The sequence below is a fragment of the uncultured Corynebacterium sp. genome (genome assembly GCF_947253065.1).
Lineage (GTDB): Bacteria > Actinomycetota > Actinomycetes > Mycobacteriales > Mycobacteriaceae > Corynebacterium.
Window position 1 is genome coordinate 1 of record NZ_CAMXWS010000012.1, and the last position, 20,668, is coordinate 20,668.

21 protein-coding genes and 1 tRNA gene are annotated in these 20,668 nt (G+C 61.9%); 12 read left to right on the top strand and 10 right to left on the bottom strand.

Features of this window, described 5'->3' with window-relative positions; genetic code table 11:
* Positions 1-374: HNH endonuclease signature motif containing protein (locus tag Q0X21_RS04535; RefSeq protein WP_297850580.1), on the top strand; the 374-nt coding region annotated here is incomplete at its 5' end.
* A gap of 120 nt (positions 375-494) precedes the next feature.
* On the opposite strand, the gene Q0X21_RS04540 is transcribed toward Q0X21_RS04535, so the two are convergent.
* The 4 genes from Q0X21_RS04540 to Q0X21_RS04555 form a co-directional block, all read right to left on the bottom strand.
* Positions 495-1,307, bottom strand: coding sequence for an MBL fold metallo-hydrolase (locus Q0X21_RS04540; protein WP_297850581.1), 813 nt, complete (start codon positions 1,305-1,307; stop codon positions 495-497).
* Between the two features lie 58 nt (positions 1,308-1,365).
* The gene (locus Q0X21_RS04545) at positions 1,366-1,836 is read right to left on the bottom strand and encodes a RidA family protein (RefSeq protein WP_297850582.1); all 471 of its coding nucleotides are present in this window, start codon (positions 1,834-1,836) and stop codon (positions 1,366-1,368) included.
* Positions 1,836-1,988, bottom strand: a complete 153-nt coding sequence (locus Q0X21_RS04550) for a DUF4177 domain-containing protein (protein ID WP_087117007.1) — start codon at positions 1,986-1,988, stop codon at positions 1,836-1,838. The genes Q0X21_RS04545 and Q0X21_RS04550 overlap by 1 nt, the downstream gene beginning before the upstream one ends.
* A gap of 81 nt (positions 1,989-2,069) precedes the next feature.
* Positions 2,070-2,429, bottom strand: a complete 360-nt coding sequence (locus Q0X21_RS04555) for a WhiB family transcriptional regulator (protein ID WP_297850631.1) — start codon at positions 2,427-2,429, stop codon at positions 2,070-2,072.
* Positions 2,430-2,623: 194 nt separating this feature from the next.
* On the opposite strand from Q0X21_RS04555, the gene Q0X21_RS04560 reads away from it, so the two are divergent.
* On the top strand, positions 2,624-5,020 hold the full coding sequence (locus Q0X21_RS04560) for a transglycosylase domain-containing protein (RefSeq protein ID WP_297850583.1): 2,397 nt from the start codon (positions 2,624-2,626) through the stop codon (positions 5,018-5,020).
* Positions 5,021-5,029: 9 nt separating this feature from the next.
* On the opposite strand, the gene Q0X21_RS04565 is transcribed toward Q0X21_RS04560, so the two are convergent.
* Positions 5,030-5,479 (bottom strand): GatB/YqeY domain-containing protein, encoded by a 450-nt coding sequence (locus Q0X21_RS04565; protein ID WP_297850584.1) that lies wholly within the window; start codon positions 5,477-5,479, stop codon positions 5,030-5,032.
* 39 nt (positions 5,480-5,518) lie between these two features.
* Between Q0X21_RS04565 and Q0X21_RS04570 the strand changes: the two genes are divergently transcribed.
* The gene (locus tag Q0X21_RS04570; protein ID WP_297850585.1) at positions 5,519-6,439 is read left to right on the top strand and encodes a metallophosphoesterase; all 921 of its coding nucleotides are present in this window, start codon (positions 5,519-5,521) and stop codon (positions 6,437-6,439) included.
* Between the two features lie 83 nt (positions 6,440-6,522).
* A tRNA-Pro gene (locus tag Q0X21_RS04575) sits at positions 6,523-6,599 on the top strand.
* A 62-nt stretch (positions 6,600-6,661) separates the two neighbouring features.
* Here the strand turns inward: Q0X21_RS04575 and Q0X21_RS04580 are convergent.
* Positions 6,662-6,886, bottom strand: coding sequence for a hypothetical protein (locus Q0X21_RS04580; protein ID WP_297850586.1), 225 nt, complete (start codon positions 6,884-6,886; stop codon positions 6,662-6,664).
* A gap of 98 nt (positions 6,887-6,984) precedes the next feature.
* Entirely contained in the window at positions 6,985-8,454 is a 1,470-nt protein-coding gene (locus Q0X21_RS04585; protein ID WP_297850587.1) for a hypothetical protein, read from the bottom strand.
* Positions 8,455-8,574: 120 nt separating this feature from the next.
* On the opposite strand from Q0X21_RS04585, the gene Q0X21_RS04590 reads away from it, so the two are divergent.
* Genes Q0X21_RS04590 through Q0X21_RS04615 form a run of 6 tightly spaced genes read left to right on the top strand, consistent with a single transcriptional unit; the run spans position 8,575 to position 14,563 of the window.
* Positions 8,575-11,523: a DUF4040 family protein gene (locus tag Q0X21_RS04590; protein WP_297850588.1), complete on the top strand. Its 2,949-nt coding sequence runs from the start codon at positions 8,575-8,577 to the stop codon at positions 11,521-11,523.
* Positions 11,520-11,909, top strand: coding sequence for a cation:proton antiporter subunit C (locus tag Q0X21_RS04595; protein WP_297850589.1), 390 nt, complete (start codon positions 11,520-11,522; stop codon positions 11,907-11,909). Before Q0X21_RS04590 ends, Q0X21_RS04595 begins: the two co-directional genes overlap by 4 nt.
* A complete protein-coding gene (locus Q0X21_RS04600) occupies positions 11,909-13,438 on the top strand; it encodes a monovalent cation/H+ antiporter subunit D family protein (RefSeq protein WP_297850590.1) in 1,530 nt (509 codons plus the stop codon). Before Q0X21_RS04595 ends, Q0X21_RS04600 begins: the two co-directional genes overlap by 1 nt.
* Entirely contained in the window at positions 13,438-13,947 is a 510-nt protein-coding gene (locus Q0X21_RS04605; RefSeq protein WP_297850591.1) for a monovalent cation/H+ antiporter subunit E, read from the top strand. Before Q0X21_RS04600 ends, Q0X21_RS04605 begins: the two co-directional genes overlap by 1 nt.
* A gap of 2 nt (positions 13,948-13,949) precedes the next feature.
* Positions 13,950-14,216, top strand: a complete 267-nt coding sequence (locus Q0X21_RS04610; RefSeq protein WP_297850592.1) for a cation:proton antiporter — start codon at positions 13,950-13,952, stop codon at positions 14,214-14,216.
* The gene (locus tag Q0X21_RS04615; protein WP_297850593.1) at positions 14,216-14,563 is read left to right on the top strand and encodes a Na+/H+ antiporter subunit G; all 348 of its coding nucleotides are present in this window, start codon (positions 14,216-14,218) and stop codon (positions 14,561-14,563) included. Before Q0X21_RS04610 ends, Q0X21_RS04615 begins: the two co-directional genes overlap by 1 nt.
* Before the next feature lie 77 nt (positions 14,564-14,640).
* Here Q0X21_RS04615 and Q0X21_RS04620 read toward each other — a convergent pair whose 3' ends face one another.
* On the bottom strand, positions 14,641-16,200 hold the full coding sequence (locus Q0X21_RS04620) for a catalase (protein WP_297850594.1): 1,560 nt from the start codon (positions 16,198-16,200) through the stop codon (positions 14,641-14,643).
* Positions 16,201-16,375: 175 nt separating this feature from the next.
* Between Q0X21_RS04620 and Q0X21_RS04625 the strand changes: the two genes are divergently transcribed.
* Positions 16,376-16,960 (top strand): RNA polymerase sigma factor, encoded by a 585-nt coding sequence (locus Q0X21_RS04625; protein ID WP_297850595.1) that lies wholly within the window; start codon positions 16,376-16,378, stop codon positions 16,958-16,960.
* Here Q0X21_RS04625 and Q0X21_RS04630 read toward each other — a convergent pair.
* Both Q0X21_RS04630 and Q0X21_RS04635 read right to left on the bottom strand, forming a co-directional pair.
* Entirely contained in the window at positions 16,957-17,988 is a 1,032-nt protein-coding gene (locus Q0X21_RS04630) for an aspartate-semialdehyde dehydrogenase (protein WP_297850596.1), read from the bottom strand. The two genes, Q0X21_RS04625 and Q0X21_RS04630, sit on opposite strands and share 4 nt — an antisense overlap.
* 33 nt (positions 17,989-18,021) lie before the next feature.
* Positions 18,022-19,287 carry an aspartate kinase gene (locus Q0X21_RS04635; RefSeq protein WP_297850597.1) on the bottom strand — a complete coding sequence of 422 codons (1,266 nt, stop codon included), beginning with the start codon at positions 19,285-19,287 and terminating at the stop codon, positions 18,022-18,024.
* Positions 19,288-19,628: 341 nt separating this feature from the next.
* Here Q0X21_RS04635 and Q0X21_RS04640 point away from each other — a divergent pair, with 341 nt between their 5' ends.
* Positions 19,629-20,504 carry a DMT family transporter gene (locus Q0X21_RS04640; RefSeq protein ID WP_297850598.1) on the top strand — a complete coding sequence of 292 codons (876 nt, stop codon included), beginning with the start codon at positions 19,629-19,631 and terminating at the stop codon, positions 20,502-20,504.
* Positions 20,505-20,668: the final 164 nt, after the last annotated feature.

Consider the following 20,668-nt stretch of genomic DNA (forward strand, 5'->3'; position numbering starts at 1 on the left):
TTGAGGTGGCACTGTTCCACCCGGCAGAAGGTGCGGTGAACCTGTACCGCACCCAGCGGTTCGCTAACAGCAAGCAACGGGATTTGGCGCGGGCGACACTCACGACGTGTCCGGTGCCGGGGTGCCGGCATGCTGCTGATCATTGCGAAATCCACCACATCACCGCCTGGGTGCATGGCGGTGAGACGAATATGGCCAATTTGGCGCCGGTGTGCAGGTATCACAACCGCACCAATGATGATGACCCATGGCGCACACACCGGGGTCGAATACGCAGACGACGCGGCAGCCCAATCTGGGTATCACCACGCGGAAAACCGGTACCGAATACCACCCACCGGTACGGAGCCATGCACCTGCTGTTCGGCAGCTAGCACAACACTGCCCAAAAACTCCCCCGCCCACACAAGACGGCCAACACACAAACACACCCAAAAACAAAAACCGGACGCTAGAACAGCGTCCGGTGATTGGGGGTACGTCGATAAGCAGGCTTAGCTCTTGCTATCCAAGTAGCGCAAGGCGACGCGCGTGGACTGCTCGGCTGCGCCACGAAGGACGGGGTCGACGTCGTCATACATGGCGTCAACGAGTTCATTGATGCTCATGTCCGTGCCGTGCTCCTCGCGCACCTGACGAATCTGATCCAGGCGGTAGTTGCGGCGGTCGATGTACTTACGCGCGAAAACAGCCAGGTCTTCACCCTCCGGACCGTGGCCTGGCAGCAGCTTGATGCCTGCGCCTTCTTCCTCGAGCTTGGCCAGCGACTCCAGGTATGCACCGAGATCGCCGTCAGTCTCCGAAATCATGGTGGTGTGGCGACCAGCGATCGTGTCACCCGTGACGATGCCCTCAAGCTCCGACGTCTCGGGATCCCCGCCGTAAATATAGAAGCACACCGAATCGCTCGTGTGACCTGGGGTGTGAACGACCTTGATCTGCGGGGTGACGCCCTCGACGGAAATGATGTCGCCGTCCTCGAGTGGCTCGCCCCCGATGCAGTAACGCTCGTCGAAAGCGCGCACCGGAACACCGGTGAGCTGACGGAATCGCTGTGCGCCATCGGCATGGTCGTGGTGACGGTGCGTCAACAGCACCAGGGCCACCTTGTTCGCAGAAGACTGCAGAACATTGAGATGTCCCTCGTCTTCCGGCCCCGGATCGATGACAATACTGAATTCATCATCGGGGTCACGGATAACCCAAGAGTTCGTGCCCTCAAGCGCCGCGTAGCTCGGATTCGGTGCGAGTACGACCGCGGCGGACGGGGTTACAGGACGCAGTTGACTGTAGGCAGGATGCTGCATGCCTCTAAGCCTACCGTCAACGAGCACCGAACAGCCATTTCTTGCTTTTGGGGGTGTCCTAGGAGGCGTCGGCAACCTCGACGATGAGTTCAACTTCGACGGGCGCATCGAGAGGAAGAACTGCGACGCCGACTGCGCTGCGCACGTGGGCGCCTGCGTCGCCGAAAATGTCACCAATCAGCTCGGATGCGCCATTGACGACGCCCGGCTGCCCTGTGAAATCCGGCGCCGACGCCACGTACCCGACAATTTTGACCACGCGGGTGACGTTGTCCAGTCCCACGACGGAGTCCACAGCAGCGAGGGCATTCAGGACCGCGGCACGGGCGTAGTTATAAGCGTCATTTGCGGAGACTTCCGCGCCGACTTTGCCGGTTGCAGGTAGGTTTCCGTCAATGAACGGAAGTTGGCCGGAGGTCCACACTTGGTTGCCTACCTTTGCGGCCGGAACATAGGCGGCGACAGGTGCAGCGACCTGCGGGAGCTCGACTCCCAGTTCGGCGAGGCGTTCGCTTGGGGTTGTTGCCATTAGAGCTCTCGCTTCATGTAGGCCACGACATTTTCCGGGTTCGGGCCGGGCGTGACGGCGACGAGCTCCCAGCCATCTTCACCCCAGGTGTCCAGGATTTGCTTCGTGGCGTGCGTGAGCAGCGGAACGGTTGCGTATTCCCATTTCTTCATGGCACCACCCTACAGACGCTTGTCGACGCAACACACCCGCCCCAAGCACATCACTGAAGGCGGGTGTTGATGCGGGATGAATTAGAGCCCGATGATCTCGCGTCCTTCAGCGAGATGCTCGGCCCAGTCCGTCACGTGGGGGTTCTTACGCAGCACGGCGCGACGCTGGCGCTCGGTGAGGCCACCCCACACTCCGAATTCGACCTTGTTGTCTAGTGCGTCGGCGCGGCATTCCATCTGCACTGGGCAGCGACGACAAATGGCCGCGGCTTTTCGCTGTTCAGCTCCACGAACGAACAAAGCATCCGGGTCGCCTTGGCGGCAGACGGCCATGGTGACCCACTCGCCACGCTCGAAGGAGCGCTCGGAGTCTACGGTGCCACGCTGGCTTAGCGGATGTACCTGACGCCCAGTTCGTAGGGCTGGGTTGGCGTTTTCCAATGCGCGGTTGCTGATCGTAGCGGTCACCACAGTCTCCTTCCGGGCGTTATACCTATGGACTATCAGCTAGGCCTCAATCACCAAGCTGTTCCTATGTAAGTGTATTCACGAGCTCCACTTTTTGTCGAATAGATCACACAGGCGGGGGTACGTGCTGATTCCCCTGCCGGAATTTAGGCCGTAGTGTATGAGGGGTGTCTTCGTTAAGTTCCCTGGGAAAACTGCTCATCGGCCTGGTTGCCGCGAGCCTTGGCATCGCTCTGTGCCTGGCTCCAGCCGCCGGCATCGGAGGGGCAGCGGTGACTCGTGTCGACAACACGATGCAGTCCAACCTCGCTGACCTAACGGACGGTGCTGCGCCTGGTGTCACCACGATCACGGACACCAACGGCGACCCATTGGCGTGGATTTACGCTCAACGTCGCTACGAGGTGGAGCCAGATGAGATCGCCCAGTCCGCAAAAGACGCGCTGGTGGCTATCGAGGACAGGCGCTTCTACGAGCACGATGGCGTCGATATGCAGGGCTTCGCACGCGCAATGGTGCGGAACGTCCTTGCTGGCGGCGTGGAAGAGGGCGCGTCGACGATTGATCAGCAGTACGTGAAGAATTACCTGCTCCTGGTCAATGCGGACACGACAGAGGAGCAGTCAGCTGCGGTCGAGCAGTCGATCCCACGCAAGCTGCGCGAGATGCGCATGGCGTCTGATTTGGACAAGAAGCTACCCAAAGAGGAGATCTTGGCGCGCTATTTGAATCTGGTGTCATTCGGCAACCACGCCTACGGCATCGAAGCTGCAGCGCGCACGTATTTTGACACCTCGGCGGCGAAGTTGACGGTCCCGCAGGCAGCGTTGCTGGTGGGCATGCTGCAGTCGTCGGAAATGTTGAACCCGTACACGAATCCGGAGGGCGCGAAGGAGCGCCGCAACACGGTGCTTCAGGCAATGGTGGCATCGAATTACCTCAGCCAGGCGGACGCGGATAAGTACGCGAGCCAGCCACTGGGCGTTTTGGATAAGCCGGCGCTGCTCCCCCGCGGTTGCATCACCGCGGGCGATGCGGGCTTCCTGTGTGATTACGCGCTGAAGTACCTAGCTGACAAGGGCCTGAGCACCGAAGAAGTTGAGCGTGGAGGTTACACCATCACCACCACTCTCGACCCGGAGGTGCAAGCGGCCGCACACGAGGCAGCGACCAGCGCGGTGAACACCGGCCAGCCAGGTGTCGCCGAGGTAATCAACGTCGTCGAGCCCGGTAAGGACAGCCGCCATATCTTGGCCATGACTTCTTCCCGCAGCTACGGCCTCGACCAGGACGAAAGCCAAACCGTTTTGCCACAGACATCCACGATGGTGGGCAATGGCGCAGGCTCGGTGTTCAAGATTTTCACCGCAGCAGCAGCTCTAGAAAACGGCTATAACCTGGAGTCCAAGTTGGACGTGCCGGAGCGCGCCGTGGTCTACGGCATGGGCGAAGGCGGCGCGAGGAATTGCCCGGCGGGCGCATACTGCGTGGAAAACACCGGCAAGTACCCGGGCGAGATGACGCTGCGTGACGCGTTGGCGAAATCGCCGAACACGTCGTTTGTGAAGCTGATCGAGAATGTCGGCGTGGAACCCACCGTTGATATGGCGGTGCGCCTTGGCCTGCGTTCGTATGAGAATCCGGGCACGTTCGACGAGGAGACTTCGGTGGCGGATTATTTCCGTCAGCACAATCTCGGTTCATTCACGCTGGGTCCGACGGCGGTGAATCCGCTGGAGTTGTCAAATGTCGGCGCCACGATTGCGTCGGAGGGCATGTGGTGTGAGCCGAACCCGATCAAGCGCATCGAGGACCGGTATGGCGACGAGGTAGCTCTCGATCGCCCTGAGTGCGAGCAGGCAGTGGAGCCTGAGCTCGCAGCTGGTCTGGCGGGCGGCATGGCCGAGGATGCGGTTTCGGGTACTGCGAAGGACGCAGCGAAGTCCGCCGGTTGGAATGGCGCGGTGGCAGCGAAGACGGGTACGACGGAATCGCATCAGTCTTCGGCATTCCTTGGCTTCAATAAGAAGTTCGCGGCCGCGACCTATATCTATAACGACGGCACGCAGACCACGCCACTGTGTACGGGGCCTGTGCGTCAGTGTTCGAATGGTTCGTTGTTCGGTGGCCAGGAGGCTGCCGAGTCGTGGTTCCGTCTTGCTTCGCGGCTTCCTGGGGTGCCGGACGCGGGGCTTCCTGCCCCGAGCGCTCTGTTCGACCCGAAGGCACGTGATGAGCTGCTCAAGCGCGTGAAGGGCATGAATAAGGACGAGGCTCGCACGTTGCTCGAGGGGGCCGGGTTCCGCGTCCGCGAGACGCTTTCTTCGGGCAAGGGCGCGCCGAAGGACGAGGTCGTCAATACTCGCGCGGCTGAGAATGCCGGCCCGGATTCGACCATTACTCTGGTCGTTTCCGACGGTTCGGACGCACGCTTATCGACGCGCCGTTCAACCCCCTCCACCAGCCCCTCACCCAGACCTGACTCTCGCACCACAACTGAGCCGGAACCCGCTGCAGCTGACCTGGGGCAGATCGCGGAGGATCTAGCGAACCTCTTCCTCTAAGGGAGGCGACTAGCTAAGGCGCTCTTTCACTGCGGTGGACAAGCGCTTGCCATCAGCGCGACCAGCGGCCTTCTCAGTGGCGAGCTTCATGACCTGGCCCATTTCCTTCATGGAAGTGGCGCCGGTTTCGGAAATGGCGGCGTCGATAAGCTCGGCTAGTTCTGCGTCGTCAAGCTGCTTGGGCTGGTATCCCTCCAAAACGGCGACCTCGCCAAGCTCTGCGTCGGCGAGCTCCTGGCGGCCGTTTTCCGCATAAACCTCAGCGGACTCGCGGCGCTTCTTGATCTCGCGGGCGACGACCTTCAGCACCTCCTCGTCCGTCAGCTCATGCTTCGTACCTTCCGTCTCCTCCGTCTGAATCGCAGCGAGCAGCATACGGATCGTGCCCGTTCGCTCCTTCTCCTTCGCCTTCATCGATTCCTTGAGGTCCGCGCGGATCTGATTCTTCAACTCACTCATGTCCACGAGCGTAGCGCGGCAGCCGGTACCCTCGTGAGAATGACAAAGAAACAGAACTCCTCCCGCCGCCGATTTCTTCGCGGTCTCGGCGCGCTCGTCGGGGCCGGCGCGGCGTTCGGTGCTGGAGCGTTCGCCTATGGAGTCAGCGAGCTCAACAAATTCCAGCTCAAACGCTATACCCTGCCCATCCTGCCCGCAGGCTCTGAGCCATTTCGCCTCCTGCACGTCTCCGACCTGCACATGATCCCGGGACAGGACACGAAAATCGCGTGGGTTTCAGCTCTCGACGCACTCAACCCCGACCTTGTGGTGAACACCGGTGACAACCTGTCTGATGCGCGCGCAGTCCCCGATGTGCTCGCTGCACTCGGGCCACTGCTGGACCGTCCGGGTGTGTTCGTCTTTGGCACCAACGACTACTGGGCGCCACGCATGGTCAATCCCTTCAAATACCTGCTCGACCAGAAGCGCGAACCCAGCTACGTCGACCTGCCATGGAAGGGCATGCGCGCTGCTTTCATCGAACGTGGCTGGCAAGACGCCACCCACCAGCGACTGGAATTCAAAGCCAGTGGCCTGCGCCTGGCCATCGCGGGTACCGACGATCCCCACCACGAGCTGGACAACTACGACCTCATTGCCGGCGCACCCAACCCAGATGCAGACCTAGCGCTCGGTGTCACGCATGCTCCTTATCGCCGCGTGCTCGACCGCTTCGCCACAGACGGCTACGCACTGACTTTGGCTGGGCACACCCACGGTGGGCAGATCTGCCTGCCTGGGGAGCGCGCCATTGTCACCAACGCCGACATCGACCGTGAACGCGCCTCCGGGTTGCACCGCTACGGCGATATGTGGCTCGAGGTCACCAACGGTCTCGGCACCTCCAAATTCGCGCCGGTGCGTATTTTCTGCCGTCCGTCTGCTGCGCTGATCACACTCACCGCGCAAGATTCTTAGCCTGTACAACCGTGCCGAACAGGCGTTTTGGCACTAACGAGACAGTGGACTAAAGTATCCCGGGTACTGATCATCCAGTGCACCGGGATATGGCGCAGCTTGGTAGCGCGCTTCGTTCGGGACGAAGAGGTCGCAGGTTCAAATCCTGTTATCCCGACCAATAGCAGTGGGACCGCCCTCGTGGTAGCGAGGGCGGTCCCTTCTTTCATGTGCGCCCCCTCCCTAGCGGGCACACGTTGCGGTGTTCTCTGCGTCCAGGCAATCGTGCTCGAGCGATTCGCAGTGCAACCATCCGTACTTGCCGTGAAGGATGATCTCATCGAAGCACTTCGAGCAGCGACGCACAGAATTCGGCGAATGGCGGTACCCGTTGACAGGGCCGAGCACGTCGGGGGCGAGCGGGCGGCCTTCCCGCTCGAGAATCTGGCGGGCTTGCAGTGCGGTCATGCGCGTGGCTCCTTTGTTCAGTTATGTGGGTGTTCTTCCCGAAATTGGAACAACAGCGCAGGAGCTTACAACAGCCACGCGACTATCCGCGCCACGCTTTAGTGCACGTGTTCGAATTCTTCCTCTTCGTCTAGAACAGCGGTGCCGTCAAAAGCCTCGTAGTCCTCGACATAGGAGCGCGTGCGCCACACACCCAGCATCCCGATCACAGCGAGCAGTGCCGACAAACCGATGCCCACCCACAGTGCAGTGGCTGATCCATTGTTGCCGGCTGCAGAAATCGCGGTGGTGCTCCAGTGCATCGGCATGGCGGAGGAGACTGCTCGCCAGATAGTGTCCACATCACCGGTAGCGGTGCGCGACCACACCCAGCCGACCACGCCTGTCTGCAGCAAAGCGAAGAGCCCCGCAACGGTGGTGCCGGCGAGCTCACCGAAGACATCACGCAAGATCCAAGTGATCCCGGCAGATGCGAGCGTTCCAAGCACGAGCGCGAGGCCAGTAATGCCGATCGCTGCTGGGGTGAGACCTGTGCCCAAAATGGTCACGAGGATCGTGCCCGCACCAGCAGCCAGCACGGTGCCAAGACCCAGGACGGTCCATCGGGATCGGGTTGCACCGTAGGCGGCGAGTGCAGCTGCGACACCGCCGAGCACGGCAAGAGCGCTGACCAGCATTGCGGCAAGCGGAGGCAACGCGGAAGTCGGAGCGTCAGCGGCACCAGCACCTGCATCGCCACCGCCCGCTACCGGTGCAGCAGCAGGCATGGCACGCTGCACACCGGTGATGCGGTCCTTGGTGGTGGTGGCCATTTCGTCGACTTTGGCGGCGCCGTCGGCAAGCTGATTAACGCCATCTTGCGCCTCGCCGACGCGGCCGTTCATTTCACCGAGCCCCTTGGCCAGCTCAGCGGCGCCATTCGTCGCGGAATAAACACCATCGTGGTAGGCGTAGCCGGGCGTGGCCAGCTGGTTGGCTAGCTCGCGAGAGCCGGTCTTGAGCTCGTTGAGCTGAGCGGTCATGTCATCGGGAAGCTGCGCGGTCTTGACCTGGTCTCGGAGCCCCTCGAGCTGGCCACGAAGCTCTTTGACCTGCGGGTCATTGCTGCCGCGGGTGGACTTCAGCGTGTCGTCGATGGCTGCCAGGACTTGGCCTCGGACGGCATCGAAGCCGACGACTTGGTCAACTGCGCCGCCAACGTTGTCGGCGAGGCGGGTGGCGCCGTCGGCAAGCTGGCCGGTACCGGCTTGGAGCTCGACCATGCCCTGGGAGAGCTGGTCGGCGCCCTCCTTAGCGGCGGTGATGCCTTCGGCGAGTTCGCCGGAGCCGTCGCGAAGCTGCTCGGTGCCCTCTTTGAGCTTGGTGGTGCCCTGGGTGAGGAAGCCGACTTGCGCGCTGGCGTCTGCGGCTGCGCGGCGCGCGTCGACAAGGTTGTCGGCGCCGGAGTAGGCGACGGGTGCGCCGGATGTGTTCTCGGAGCCGCGCGGCACCCACGTGGTGGCGGGATTCATGGGCGCAAATGCTGCGACGACGAGGACAACGAAGGCGAGAATGGCGTTCCACTTCATAACGAGCAATGTAATGATTGTTACTAAAGGTATGTATGTGACACACCGCGGATCGAACCATACGCCTCTTTCCTGTTACCCTTGATGTGTTTGCCAACCGATACACAGGCTGGAGCACACATGGCTCTTCTCATAGTCCTTGGGCTAGTCGCCGCGACTGTGGTGCTATCCCCCGTGTTGGTGCGCGCAATTGACCGCCGAGCAGGCTGGGTAATCGGGCCGGTGTTCTTCGCCGCGGCTGCGATCCTCGCTAACGCGGCTAAGGACGGCGCGACACCGACGTTCTCTACTACTTGGGCGAATGATTTGCTCGGGCCGGGCACCGTGGTGGAGCTCGGTTTACGGGCGGACGGGTTAAGCCTGTTCTTCGGGCTCCTCGCGCTGGTCATTGGCGGCATGGTGATGCTGTATTCCGCCGCCTATCTGCCTAAGAACGACGGCAATACGAGCTTTTACACGATCATGACGGCTTTCTCGCTGTCCGTGCTGCTGCTCGTGACGGCGAGCGATGTCGTGGTGTTGTTCATCGGCTGGGAGCTCGTATCTATCGCGTCGTTCTTGCTGATTGCCCGTTCAGGCTCGTCTGGCGAGGCTGGCTCGTTCCGCACGCTGGCGTTGACTTTCTTCGGCGGCCTGACGCTTCTGGCGGCTCTCGCAATTGCTGCGGTGAGCGCCGGCACCACACAACTCGACGGCATTCTGTCTTCCGATGTGTGGGCGTCCAACCCGCAGCTGACCACGACTGTGGCTGTCCTGATCGCGTTCTCCGGCTTCACTAAGGCCGCCCAGTTCCCGTTCCACTTCTGGCTGCCGGAGGCCATGGCGGCGGCGACCCCGGTCTCCGCATTCCTGCACGCGGCCGCGGTGGTTAAGGCTGGCGTTTACCTGCTGCTTCGTTTCTCTACGATCTTTGGGTCGAACCCGACGTGGAACGTCATCCTGGTCACCTTCGGTTTGGGTACGGCGCTGATGTCGGCACTGTTCGCCATCACGAAGACGGACCTGAAGCACCTCACCGCTTATTCGACGGTGTCTCACTTGGGCTGGATCGTGGCCGCGGTGGGTATCGGCACACCGGCGGCTTTCGCGGCGGCGCTCGTGCACACGTTGGCGCACGCACTGTTCAAGTCTTCGTTGTTCATGCTCATCGGTGTCGTGGACCACGAGACGGGCACGCGCGATATCCGTCGCCTGGGCAAGATTTACGACAAGATGCCATTCACGTTCGCATCCGTCGTGGTCTCCGCGGCCTCCATGGCTGCGGTTCCGCCACTGTTCGGTTTCGTGTCCAAAGAGTCGATCCTGGAGGCCTTCCACTCGACGCAATACGGCGCGGTTTTGCTCGTCATCGCTGGCATCGCGGCATTTTTGACCTTCGTCTACTCGGCGAAGATCGTCTTCGGCGCATTCATCGACGGCACGCGCGACATGAGCGACGTCCACGAAGCGCCGGTCTCGCTTTGGCTGCCGGCAGCGTTGCCCGGTCTCATGTCCGTCCCGGTGGTCTTCGGGCTTTCGCTTATCGACGCCCCCGTCACCCGCGCTGTCCACTCCATCACCCAGGAGGATTCCTTCGAGTCGCACCTGGCTCTGTGGCATGGCGTGACGTGGCCGTTCATCGTGTCTGCGCTGGTCTTGGTCGCGGGTATTGCCTTCATCTTCGTGCGGAAGCAGGTGTACGCGGCACTGGAGAATAAGATGCTGCTGCCCTACACCGGCAATGAGATCCTGCGCATGATCGTCAACGGCTCGACGGATATCGGGCGCGCTGCCGGCGCCATGGCCGATTCCTACAACCCGTCGCGCCACCTGAAGTGGCCGGTCGGCGTCATTGTGGCGCTGGGCTTGGCCACGATGCTTTTCACCACCGGTGTGGACGGTGTCGTCCCGGCGCCGCGCACCGAGGGCCTCACCAATTACTGGGATCTCCTGCCGCTTCTCATCATCGTCGTGTCGGTGGTGGGCATGGTGGCAACCACCAAGCGCATGACGGCGGCGTTGCTGCTGGGCACCACCGGTGTCGGTGTGAGCCTGCAGATGCTGCTGCTCGGCGCTCCGGACGTGGCTCTGACGCAGTTCACGGTGGAAGCGCTCACCGTCGTGGTGATCATGATGGTGCTGCGCTACCAGCCGCGTCTGTTCCCGGATGTGTCGAAGCGCCGCAAGACCTTGTCGGCTATCTTCGCGGTGGTGGCGGGCGTCGTGGCCTTCGCTGGCGTCTATGCCCTGACCGGCCGGCAGGACCGTTCCGAGCTAGCCATGTGGTACTTGAACGAGACGGGCCCGCTCACCGGCGGCGACAATATCGTCGCGGTGATTCTTGTGGAGTTCCGTAGCTTCGATACCTTGGGCGAGCTTTCCGTTTTGGGCATGGCCGCCGTGGTCATCGCCGCGGTCACATCCTCCGTGCCGCGCCACGACTTCCAGGAGGGCACCCGCCCCGCACCGTTCGGCCAGTCCCGCCTGAACACCCTACCGCTGCGAAAGGTGACGAAGCTGATCGTCCCGATCCTCGTGGTGCTGTCCGTGCTGATCTTCTTCCGCGGCCACACCGTCCCGGGCGGCGGCTTCATCGCGGCGCTGGTCATGGCCACAGCATTCGTTCTCAGCTACCTGTCGCAGGGCTCCGACACTAATACCGTGGGTGAGAAGACCCCGGTCTACCTCGCGGGCGTCGGCGTGATCGTCGCGCTGACGGCCGGCTTCATCGGCTTCATCGAGGGCGGGTTCCTCTACGCCATCCACGGCGAGATCGCCGGGGAGCACATGACCACCTCGCTCATTTTCGACGCGGGCATCTACCTCGCTGTGCTCGGCATGCTCACCATGGCCATCAACGGCATGGGCGGCTACCTGCGCCCCGGCGCGGACCGCGAGCAGCTCGACTATCACCGCGGCGACGAGAACCCGCTTCCCGAGGTCCCCACCACGGCCGCTTCCGAGCAGACCGTCGACCCCCGCCCACAGCCCATCAACCCGGCATCCGAGCCGGTGGACCTCGCCCGCGCCATCATCTCCGGTGCGCGCGGCAATCCCTCCAACGACAAGGAAAACGGAGGCGCACGATGATCTACGCAGCTACCGTCGGAATCCTCATCGCGGGGGCGGTGTACCTGATCATGCAGCGTGGCATGGTGCGCATCGTCTTCGGCATGTCGCTGCTCGGCCACGCAGGCAACTTGATGCTGCTGGCCGCCGGCAACGGGGCATGGCGCGGGGAAGCATTCCCTTCCACGACCCCGATGGGCCAGATGGCGGACCCGCTCCCCCAGGCATTCGTCCTCACAGCCATTGTGATCGCGATGGCCACTACGACGATCCTGCTTCTCATGGCAGCACTCGGGCGTGACGACGACACCATCGACAACATTCTCGATGCCGAACAGGAAGCTAAGCTCGGCCCCGACGCCCTCACCACCGCCGGCCGCAAGGCCCACAAGGGGGTGCGTGGCTAATGGCGCCTGAGGCATTCCTCCCCGTTTTCATCGCCCTGCCGCTCATTGTCGCGGCGATCACGGCGATCTCCCCCTGGCGCGCCCTCAACAGCGCGCTGGGGCTGATCATCCCGGCCGTCAACCTGGCCGGCGGCATCTGGCTCTACGCCCACACCGCCGAGCACGGGACGATCGGCCACGTCATCGGCCTCTACCCCGGTGGCGCCGGCATTGCGCTCGGCGGCGACCAGTTCTCCGCGATCATGCTCATCACCACGATGCTGGTGGCCCTGATCTCCAACTGGTTCGCCATCGTTTCCGGCGAAACCCACGCGCGGTACTACACCCCTCTGTCCCTGGTGCTGCTCACCGGCGTCTCAGGCGCGCTGCTCACGGCGGATTTGTTCAACTTCTTCGTCATGATCGAGGTCATGCTGCTGCCGTCCTACGGCCTGATCGCCATGACCGGCACACGCCACCGTCTCCAGTCGGCGCGCCTATTCGTCCTGGTGAACCTCTCTGCATCGACCTTCCTGCTCATCGGTGTCGGCTTCGTCTACGCGGTCACCGGCGCAGTCAATATCGGTGCACTGAAGGGAGCAGCGGCCGGCAACGGCCCCGTCACCGTCGCGATGGGCATCGTGGTCGCAGCCATCTGCGCCAAGGCCGCCGTATTCCCGCTGCATACGTGGTTGCCGCGGACGTACACGTCGACAAGCGCTGCTGTCATGGGACTGTTCTCGGGCCTGCACACGAAGGTCGCGGTGTACATGCTGTTCCGCATCTGGGTCGTCATCTTCGACATGGACCCGCGCTGGAACTGGCTGATCATCGCCGTGATGGTGGTCTCCATGCTCGTCGGCGCGTACGCCGGGCTCGCGGAATCCACGATCCGCCAGGTGCTCGGCTACCAGATGGTCAACGGCATGCCGTTCATCCTCATCATGCTCGCATTCACGCAGGAAGACCCGCGGTACGCGCTCGCCGCTGGCCTGATGTATACGCTGCACCACATGATCACGATCGGTGCGCTGACCCTCAACTCCGGCGCGATCGAGGAGACCTACGGCACCGGCACGATTTCCAAGTTGTCCGGTCTGGCGCGCCGTGATCCGCTCACCGCGACCGTGTTCGCAGCGGGCGCGTTCTCCGTCATCGGCTTCCCGCCGTTCTCCGGTCTGTGGGGCAAGGTCACCCTCGTCTTCGCGGCTGCAAACCCCGGCGACGCACGCTCCTGGGTGGTCATCGCCGCGATCATCATCGCGTCCTTCGGTGCGATGCTGGCCATGTTCCGCGCTTGGCGGGAGGTCTTCTGGGGCAAGCCAATGCAGCGATTCCCGGGGAATCTCAACGTGCGTGGGGCGTTGCTGGCGCCGTCGGCAAGCTTGATGCTCATCTCTCTCGCGATGTTCCTCGCCGCCGGCCCGCTGTGGGGCGCAACGACGGCATCGGTCGACGCGCTTTTGGACGTCGACGCCTACTCCACCGCCGTCCTCGGCGCCGACCCCGTCGGAGTGCCCGACACCGCTAACCTGCAAGGGGGCCAATAATGAGAACAATCCTGCACGGCATCGGCTACTTCTTCTGGATCGTCAAGGAGATCATCATCGCTGGGTTCAGCACCGCATTCGCCGCGCTGCGCCCGAACTCCGGCATCGACCCCATCATCATCTACTACCCGCTGCGTATCGACGGCGACTGGGAACTCTTCTGGTTCTCCACCTCCGTCACCGCGACCCCGTCCACCTTGTCCTTCGGCTTCCGCGAGAACGTCGGCGATAAACCCCGCATCATGCTCGTCCAGGCAGCCTTCGGCTCCAACCCCGAAGACATCGTCGCCGGTCTCGCCGACATGGAGGAGCACGTCGCCCCGCGCGTCAAGAACACCCCGATCGACCCCGCGCAGGTGCTGTGGGAACCGTACGAGGACTTCCGCAACCGCCTCAACCCCGATGCCGCCGACCCCGTCGACGCCGCCGACCACGCCCGCCGTCAACGCCGCGCACGGGCCCGCGCCCGCAAGCGCCGTGCAGAGCGCGCCACGAAAGAGAGCAACTAACCATGTTTGAAACGATCCTCACCGTCTGCATCGGCATCATGGCCGTATGCATGGTCGTCGGGCTGCTAGCGATCCTGCGGTCGAAAGACGAGCTCAACAGAGCTGTCATGGCGGATTACATCTTCTACACGATGGTCTGCCTCTACCTCATCTGGACGCTGTTCAACGACACGTTCATCGGCTACGAGATCGCGATCCTCGCCGCGCTCGTTTGCGGCGCGATCCCGACGCTGTCGATGTCCCGCATCATCTCGAGGGGGCGCCGCTAATGGCTATCTGGCAGATCATCGTTCTGGTTTTTGTGTTCCTCGCCGTTTTCATGTCGGTGGCGACGCTCATCCTGCAGTTGCGCGCCCCCAACGCGCTTACCCGCGTCAATTTGCTCGGCCCGCTGGTGTGCATCGCTTTCCCGGCGCTCATCCTGGCCAAGCTGACGGCTGATTGGGCCACCGAGGGCTTCAACGCGGGCGATTTCATCCGCGCCGTCATCGCCATCTTGGGCGTGTGGATCGTCGGTTCGGTCGGGTCATTCATCATGGGCCGCGCAATCCACGGTGTCACCGTCGTCGATCCGCGCGCCGCGCTGTTGCGCGAAGAGCGCGCGAAAAAGCACTAACGCTTATCGACGCACACTAAAGCCCCGCCGGCCCTGCATTTCCTTGCAGTGTCGGCGGGGCTTAGCTGTGCTTGGTGTTAAGCGTTCTTGCGCTTCTCTGCCAGCACCTCACGGAGCTTGGTCTCGAGGTCAGCGTCGACCTTGCCCCAGTAGGCGAAGGTGCGCTCCTCGACGTCCTTGTCCTTGATCGGCAGCATCTTGTTGGTCACGTTGTGGACGAAACGCTCACGCTCACCGTCGTCGAAGACATCACGGTAGAGCTCGCCTGCCTGAGCGAAGTCATCGTCCTCAGCGTGCTTGACGTATGCAGCGCGGACCAGGTCGGTGCCGTGCGGATCCGGGTTGACGTAGAGGTCCTCTGCCTGGCCGTAGGTGGTGTGGTTGGAGGAGGAATCCTCACCGTTGTCCAGGTAGCCAGCGCCCTTCTCGGTGCGGTTCGGGGAGTAGTTCGGCTCGCCCTCGTTGTTGAAGAAGAACGCCATCGGGCCACGCTCTGCGTAGGTGTTCACCGGCACGATCGGCTGGTTAACCGGCAGGTCCTTGTAGTTCGGTCCGATGCGGTAGCGGTGCTGGTCGGCGTATGCGAAGACACGGCCCTGCAGCATGCGGTCCGGGGACAGGCCGACGCCCGGAACGATGTTGGCCGGGTCGAGAGCCATCTGCTCGATCTGTGCGTGGTAGTTCTTCGGGTTGCGGTTGAGCACGAAGTAGCCCACGTCCACCAGCGGGTAATCCTTCTGGGACCAGGTCTTGGTCAGGTCGAACGGGTTGAAGCGGTAGTTCTCCGCATCCTCAAACGGCATGATCTGGACCTTGACATCCCAGACCGGGTAGTCGCCGCGCTCGATAGCCTCGAAGAGGTCCTGACGGTGGTAGTCAGCGTTCTCGCCGGCAACCTTGGCTGCCTCTTCGTCGGTGAAGCACTCCCAGCCCTGACGGGTCTTGAAGTGGTACTTGATCCAGACTGCGTCGCCCTCTTCGTTGACCCACTGGAAGGTGTGGGAACCGAAGCCGTCCTGGTGACGGGAGGTCTTCGGGGTGCCACGGTCACCGAGCAGGTAGGTCACCTGGTGAGCGGACTCAGGGGTGCGGGTCCAGAAGTCCCACTGCATCTCGTCGTCACGCAGGCCGGAGTCCGGCTGGCGCTTCTGGGAGTGGATGAAGTCCGGGAACTTAACCGGGTCGCGGAGGAAGAACGTCGGGGTGTTGTTGCCCACGATGTCGTAGTTGCCGTCCTCGGTCCAGAAACGCAGTGCGAAGCCGTGGACGTCGCGCCAGGTATCCGGGGAGCCTGCTTCACCAGCAACGGTGGAGAAGCGAACAGCCATCGGGGTAACGGTGCCCGGCTGGAACAGCTTCGCCTTGGTGTACTTGGACACGTCCTCGGTGATGTGCAGCTCACCGAAAGCGCCGTGGCCCTTTGCGTGCGGGATGCGCTCAGGGACGTTCTCACGGTTGAAGTGAGCCAGCTTCTCGACGAGGTGAATGTCGTCGAGCAGATTCGGCCCCTGCGGGCCAGCGGTGATAGAAATATTTTCCGATGCGACCGGCTGGCCGCCCAGACGAGTGGTCTTGCCATTGCCGGCAGCGCGCTCGCCCTTCTTCACAATGTCTTCTGCGGGATTCTTATCAGCCATTAAGTGGCCCTCCTCGTTGCTATCAGGTTTCTTCTCTGATGCGTCCGACACTACGCACGCTAAATGTGAGCTTCAACCAAGTTCGCCCTAACTCATTCCTTTGTTTGAACCAGTAGCCAGGATGCTTTCAGCTTGCCGGTGGTTAGAGGGCATCGTTCGCAGGTCAAAGCAATTCATGCTGGTAACGTCAGCACTCGTGAATAAAAGGGACGACGCTTATGTCACGGACTTGGCTTTGCGCGCCGGCCGTGGCGATAAGGCAGCGTTGTCTGAATTCATTCGCGCGACCCACGACGATGTGTGGCGGCTGTTGGCCCACCTTGCTGGCCGGGAGCAGGCGGACGATTTGACGCAGGAGACGTACCTGCGGGTGTTGGGGGCGCTCCCCCGGTTCGCGGCACGGTCGAGTGCGCGGACGTGGTTGCTGTCGTTGGCGCGGCGCGCGTGGGTGGACTCGGTGCGGCATGACATGGCGCGTCCGCGCAAGGCTGCAGCGGAATATGATGATGTCGCTGCACAGCAGCCCAGCAGGGACAATCCGAATACATGGTCCGAGGTGATGGACGCACGCCAGCTTCTTGACGAGCTCGCGCCCGAACGTCGCGAAGCTCTCATCCTCACGCAGGTGCTGGGCTACACGTATGAGGAGGCGGCGAAGATCGCGAATGTGCGCGTGGGCACGATCAGGTCACGAGTTGCTCGTGCCCGACGCGACCTGGTGGCAGCGTCGGGCACGGATACGGGAGAAAACTGGAACTAAACCAGCAGCTCTGCGATCTGGATGGTGTTCAGTGCAGCACCCTTGCGCAGGTTGTCGCCGGAGACGACGAAGATGAGGCCGCGGTTGTCATCGACGGTCTGGTCCTGGCGGATGCGGCCGACAAAGGAGTCGTCCTTACCAGCGGCCAGAAGCGGGGTGGGGACGTCGACGACGGTGACACCCGGTGCGTCGTTAAGCACGCTTTGTGCTTCTTCGGGCGTGATGGGGCGCTCGAATTCAGCGTGGACGACCATGGTGTGGCCGGTGAAAACGGGGACGCGGACGCAGGTGCCGGAGACCTTCAGGTCCGGCAGGCCGAGGATCTTGCGGGACTCGTTACGCAGCTTTTGCTCTTCGTCGGTTTCGTTCGTGCCATCGTCGACGAAATTGCCAGCCATCGGCAGCGCATTGAACGCGATCGGTGCGACGTACGGGCCACAGTCCTCCGGCGCGAGAACAGATCCGTCATGGGTGAGGTCCACATTGTGGTCCCCGACCTCAGCGACCTGCTTCGCCAGCGTTTCCACACCAGCCAGGCCGGAGCCCGACACCGCCTGGTAGGAGGCGACGCGCATGGTGGTCAACCCCGCCGCGTTGTTAAGCGCCTTGGCAACCGGCATGACCGCCATCGTCGTGCAATTCGGGTTCGCGATGATGCCCTTCGGCGGATTCTTCGCCTCTCCTGGGTTGACCTCGGAGACAATCAGCGGGACATCGGGGTCTTTGCGCCATGCGGAGGAATTGTCCACGACCGTCGCACCTGCTTCCGCGAAGACCGGTGCCCACTCCTTCGACGTGGAACCGCCAGCGGAGAACAGCGCAATGTCGACGTCCTTGACGGACTCCGGCGTGATCTGGGTGAGGTCCTCAACCACGATCTTCTCGTCGCGGAACTCGATTTCCTTGCCAGCAGAGCGCGGCGATGCGAAAAAGCGCACGGTATCTGCCGGGAAATCACGCTCCTGCAGGATATCGCGCATCACGCGCCCAACTTGGCCGGTGGCTCCGACGACTGCGACGGTGGTCATGAAACTCGCTCCTATCTAAATTTCAGTGCGTAACTAGCGGCCGGTGCCGGCGTAAACCACAGCGGGTTCATCGCCGCCGAGATCGAATTTCTCGTGGATCACGCGGGCTGCTTCTTCCATATCAGAACCGTTGACAACAGCGGTGATGCGGATCTCCGAGGTGTTCATCATGCCGATGTTGATGCCCTTGTCACGCAGTGCCTCGGTGAAATCAGCGGTGACGCCCGGGTGGGACTTCATGCCCGCACCGACAAGGGAGACCTTGGCGATCTTGTCGTTGTAGGTGACGTCTTCCCAGCCCTCGTTCTTGACCAGGTCGGTGAGCAGATCCATGCCGCGCGGACCGTCAGCGATCGGGAGGGTGAACGTAATGTCGGTGACGTTATCGCCCTGGGTGGAGGTGTTTTGCAGCACCATGTCGATATTGATTTCCGCGTCTGCGAGCAGACGGAAGACCTTCGCGGCCTCGCCCGGCACATCGGGGATGCCAAATACGGTGATCTTTGCTTCGGAATCGTCGGTGGCGACACCGACCAGGACTGCTTCTTCCACGGGGATATCCTCCATCGCTCCGGACACCAGCGTGCCCGTATCGTTGCTGTAAGACGAGCGTACTCGCATGGGAACATTAAATGCGCGGGCATATTCAACGCTGCGCAGGACAAGAATTTTCGAGCCAGACGCGGCGAGTTCGAGCATTTCTTCAAAGCAGAGGTGCTCAAGTTTCTTCGCGTCGGGGACGATGCGGGGGTCAGCGCTGTAGATGCCATCGACGTCCGAGTAGATCTCGCATTCATCAGCACCCAGTGCTGCGGCGAGCGCCACAGCGGTAGTGTCCGAACCGCCACGACCCAGGGTGGTCACGTCACGGGTTTCACGGTTGACGCCTTGGAAACCAGCGACGATCGCGATCCTTCCAGCGTCGATCGCATCCTGCACGCGGCCCGGGGTGACCTCAAGAATGCGTGCATTGCCGTAACGCTCGGTGGTGATCACACCGGCCTGGGAGCCGGTGAAGGACTGCACCGGTGCGCCGAGCCCCGCGATCGCCATAGCAACCAGCGAATTAGAAATACGCTCGCCAGCCGTGAGCAGCATGTCCATTTCACGTGGCGGCGGGGTCGGGTTGACCTGTGCTGCCAGGTCCAGCAGCTCATCCGTGGTATCGCCCATTGCGGAGCAGACAACAACAACGTCGTTGCCGGCCTTATGCGTGGCCACGACTCGTTCCGCGACGGCACGAATTCGCTCCGCGCTCTCGAGCGAGGATCCTCCGTATTTCTGGACGATCAGTGCCACCCTGGTCCGCCTTTCAGTCAACGTGTCAGTTAAGGGACAAATAAATTCTATGAGGTTTTCTCAGTGGCGCGTTCGACGCGACTCGTGTCTTCATGGAAGACCGATTAGCCCCCAAAGGGACTGTCAGCCGCTGGATGCATCGTCCGCACAGACCGTTTTACAGGTTAAGCCAGATAAAGCAGATCTGTATAGAACTATATTCTGCAGTGCCAGGGCCACACCGAAGACATTCCTGGAACAAATCTGCATTTACCACTGGTTTCACCACCACTGTGGGCTTTCCAACACACCCCATCCCGGTCAAGTGCACTGAGCCGAATCAAGACGAGTGACCAACTACTATGATCCGGGTGCACAACAACGCCCTCGCCGTCTTCTTCGCGTTCGCCTCTGCGCTGACGATCGCGATCGGCACTGTGTGGCGCCACCAGATCGTGCTGCGCTACAACGCACAACGAGCAAAGGAAAAAGGACAGGAAAGCTCTGGTGGAGCGATAGGCGCGGTCAAACGCCCTACATGGTGGCTGTCTTTATCTTTGGCGTGGCTCGCCTATGGCTTCCAGGCAGTGGCACTGGCGTTTGGCACCTTGTTGGTGGTGCAGCCGGTCTTGGTTCTCTCTTTGTTATTGACGTTGGTGCTTTCAGCGAAAGTGGAGCGCCGCAAGATGGAGATTGATGAGTCCTTCTGGGCCACGGTTCTCACTGTCGCGGTCGGCGTGTTGGTGGTGTTGGGTAGGCCGGAGCCGGGGGCACGGGAGGCGTCGATAAGCGAATGGCTCATTGCTGTCGGTGCGGGCGTTGTGGTGATGACCGTGACCGCGGTGGTGGCAAAGCAGCAGGGATCTGTCATGCGCGCGTTTTTGCTGGGTGCGATTTGTGGCGCGATTTTTGGTTATCTCGCGGTGTTTTCAAAGACGACTGTGGATGCTTTCGTGCGTGGCGGTATTCCTGAGCTAGTGACTACGTGGCCACTGTATGCGCTGCTCGCCGCCGCTGTAGTAGGCACGATCGTGCAGCAATATGCATTCAGCGCGGGCAATTTATCGCGGTCTCTGCCCGCAATGAAGATTTTTGAGCCACTGCTCGCTTACGCCTTGGGCATGACCCTGCTCGGTGAGACGTTCACCGTGTCAGGTGTGTGGGGTTGGGGCCTGATGGCGCTCGCTGTCACCGCGATGTTCGTGGCTACTTTTTTCTTGTCGCGGAAGCCCGCCTAAGAATTTCCTCGTCGCTAATCCCACTAGATGGAACAAGCTAACCCTAAATATGGGCACCCGCCACGCACTTAGCTACGATGTGAACCATGTCATTGACGATCACGCTGCGTGCAGCAACTCACCTTCCGGGAGCTGCCCTACTTCTGCGCCGCGGCGGGTTCTAG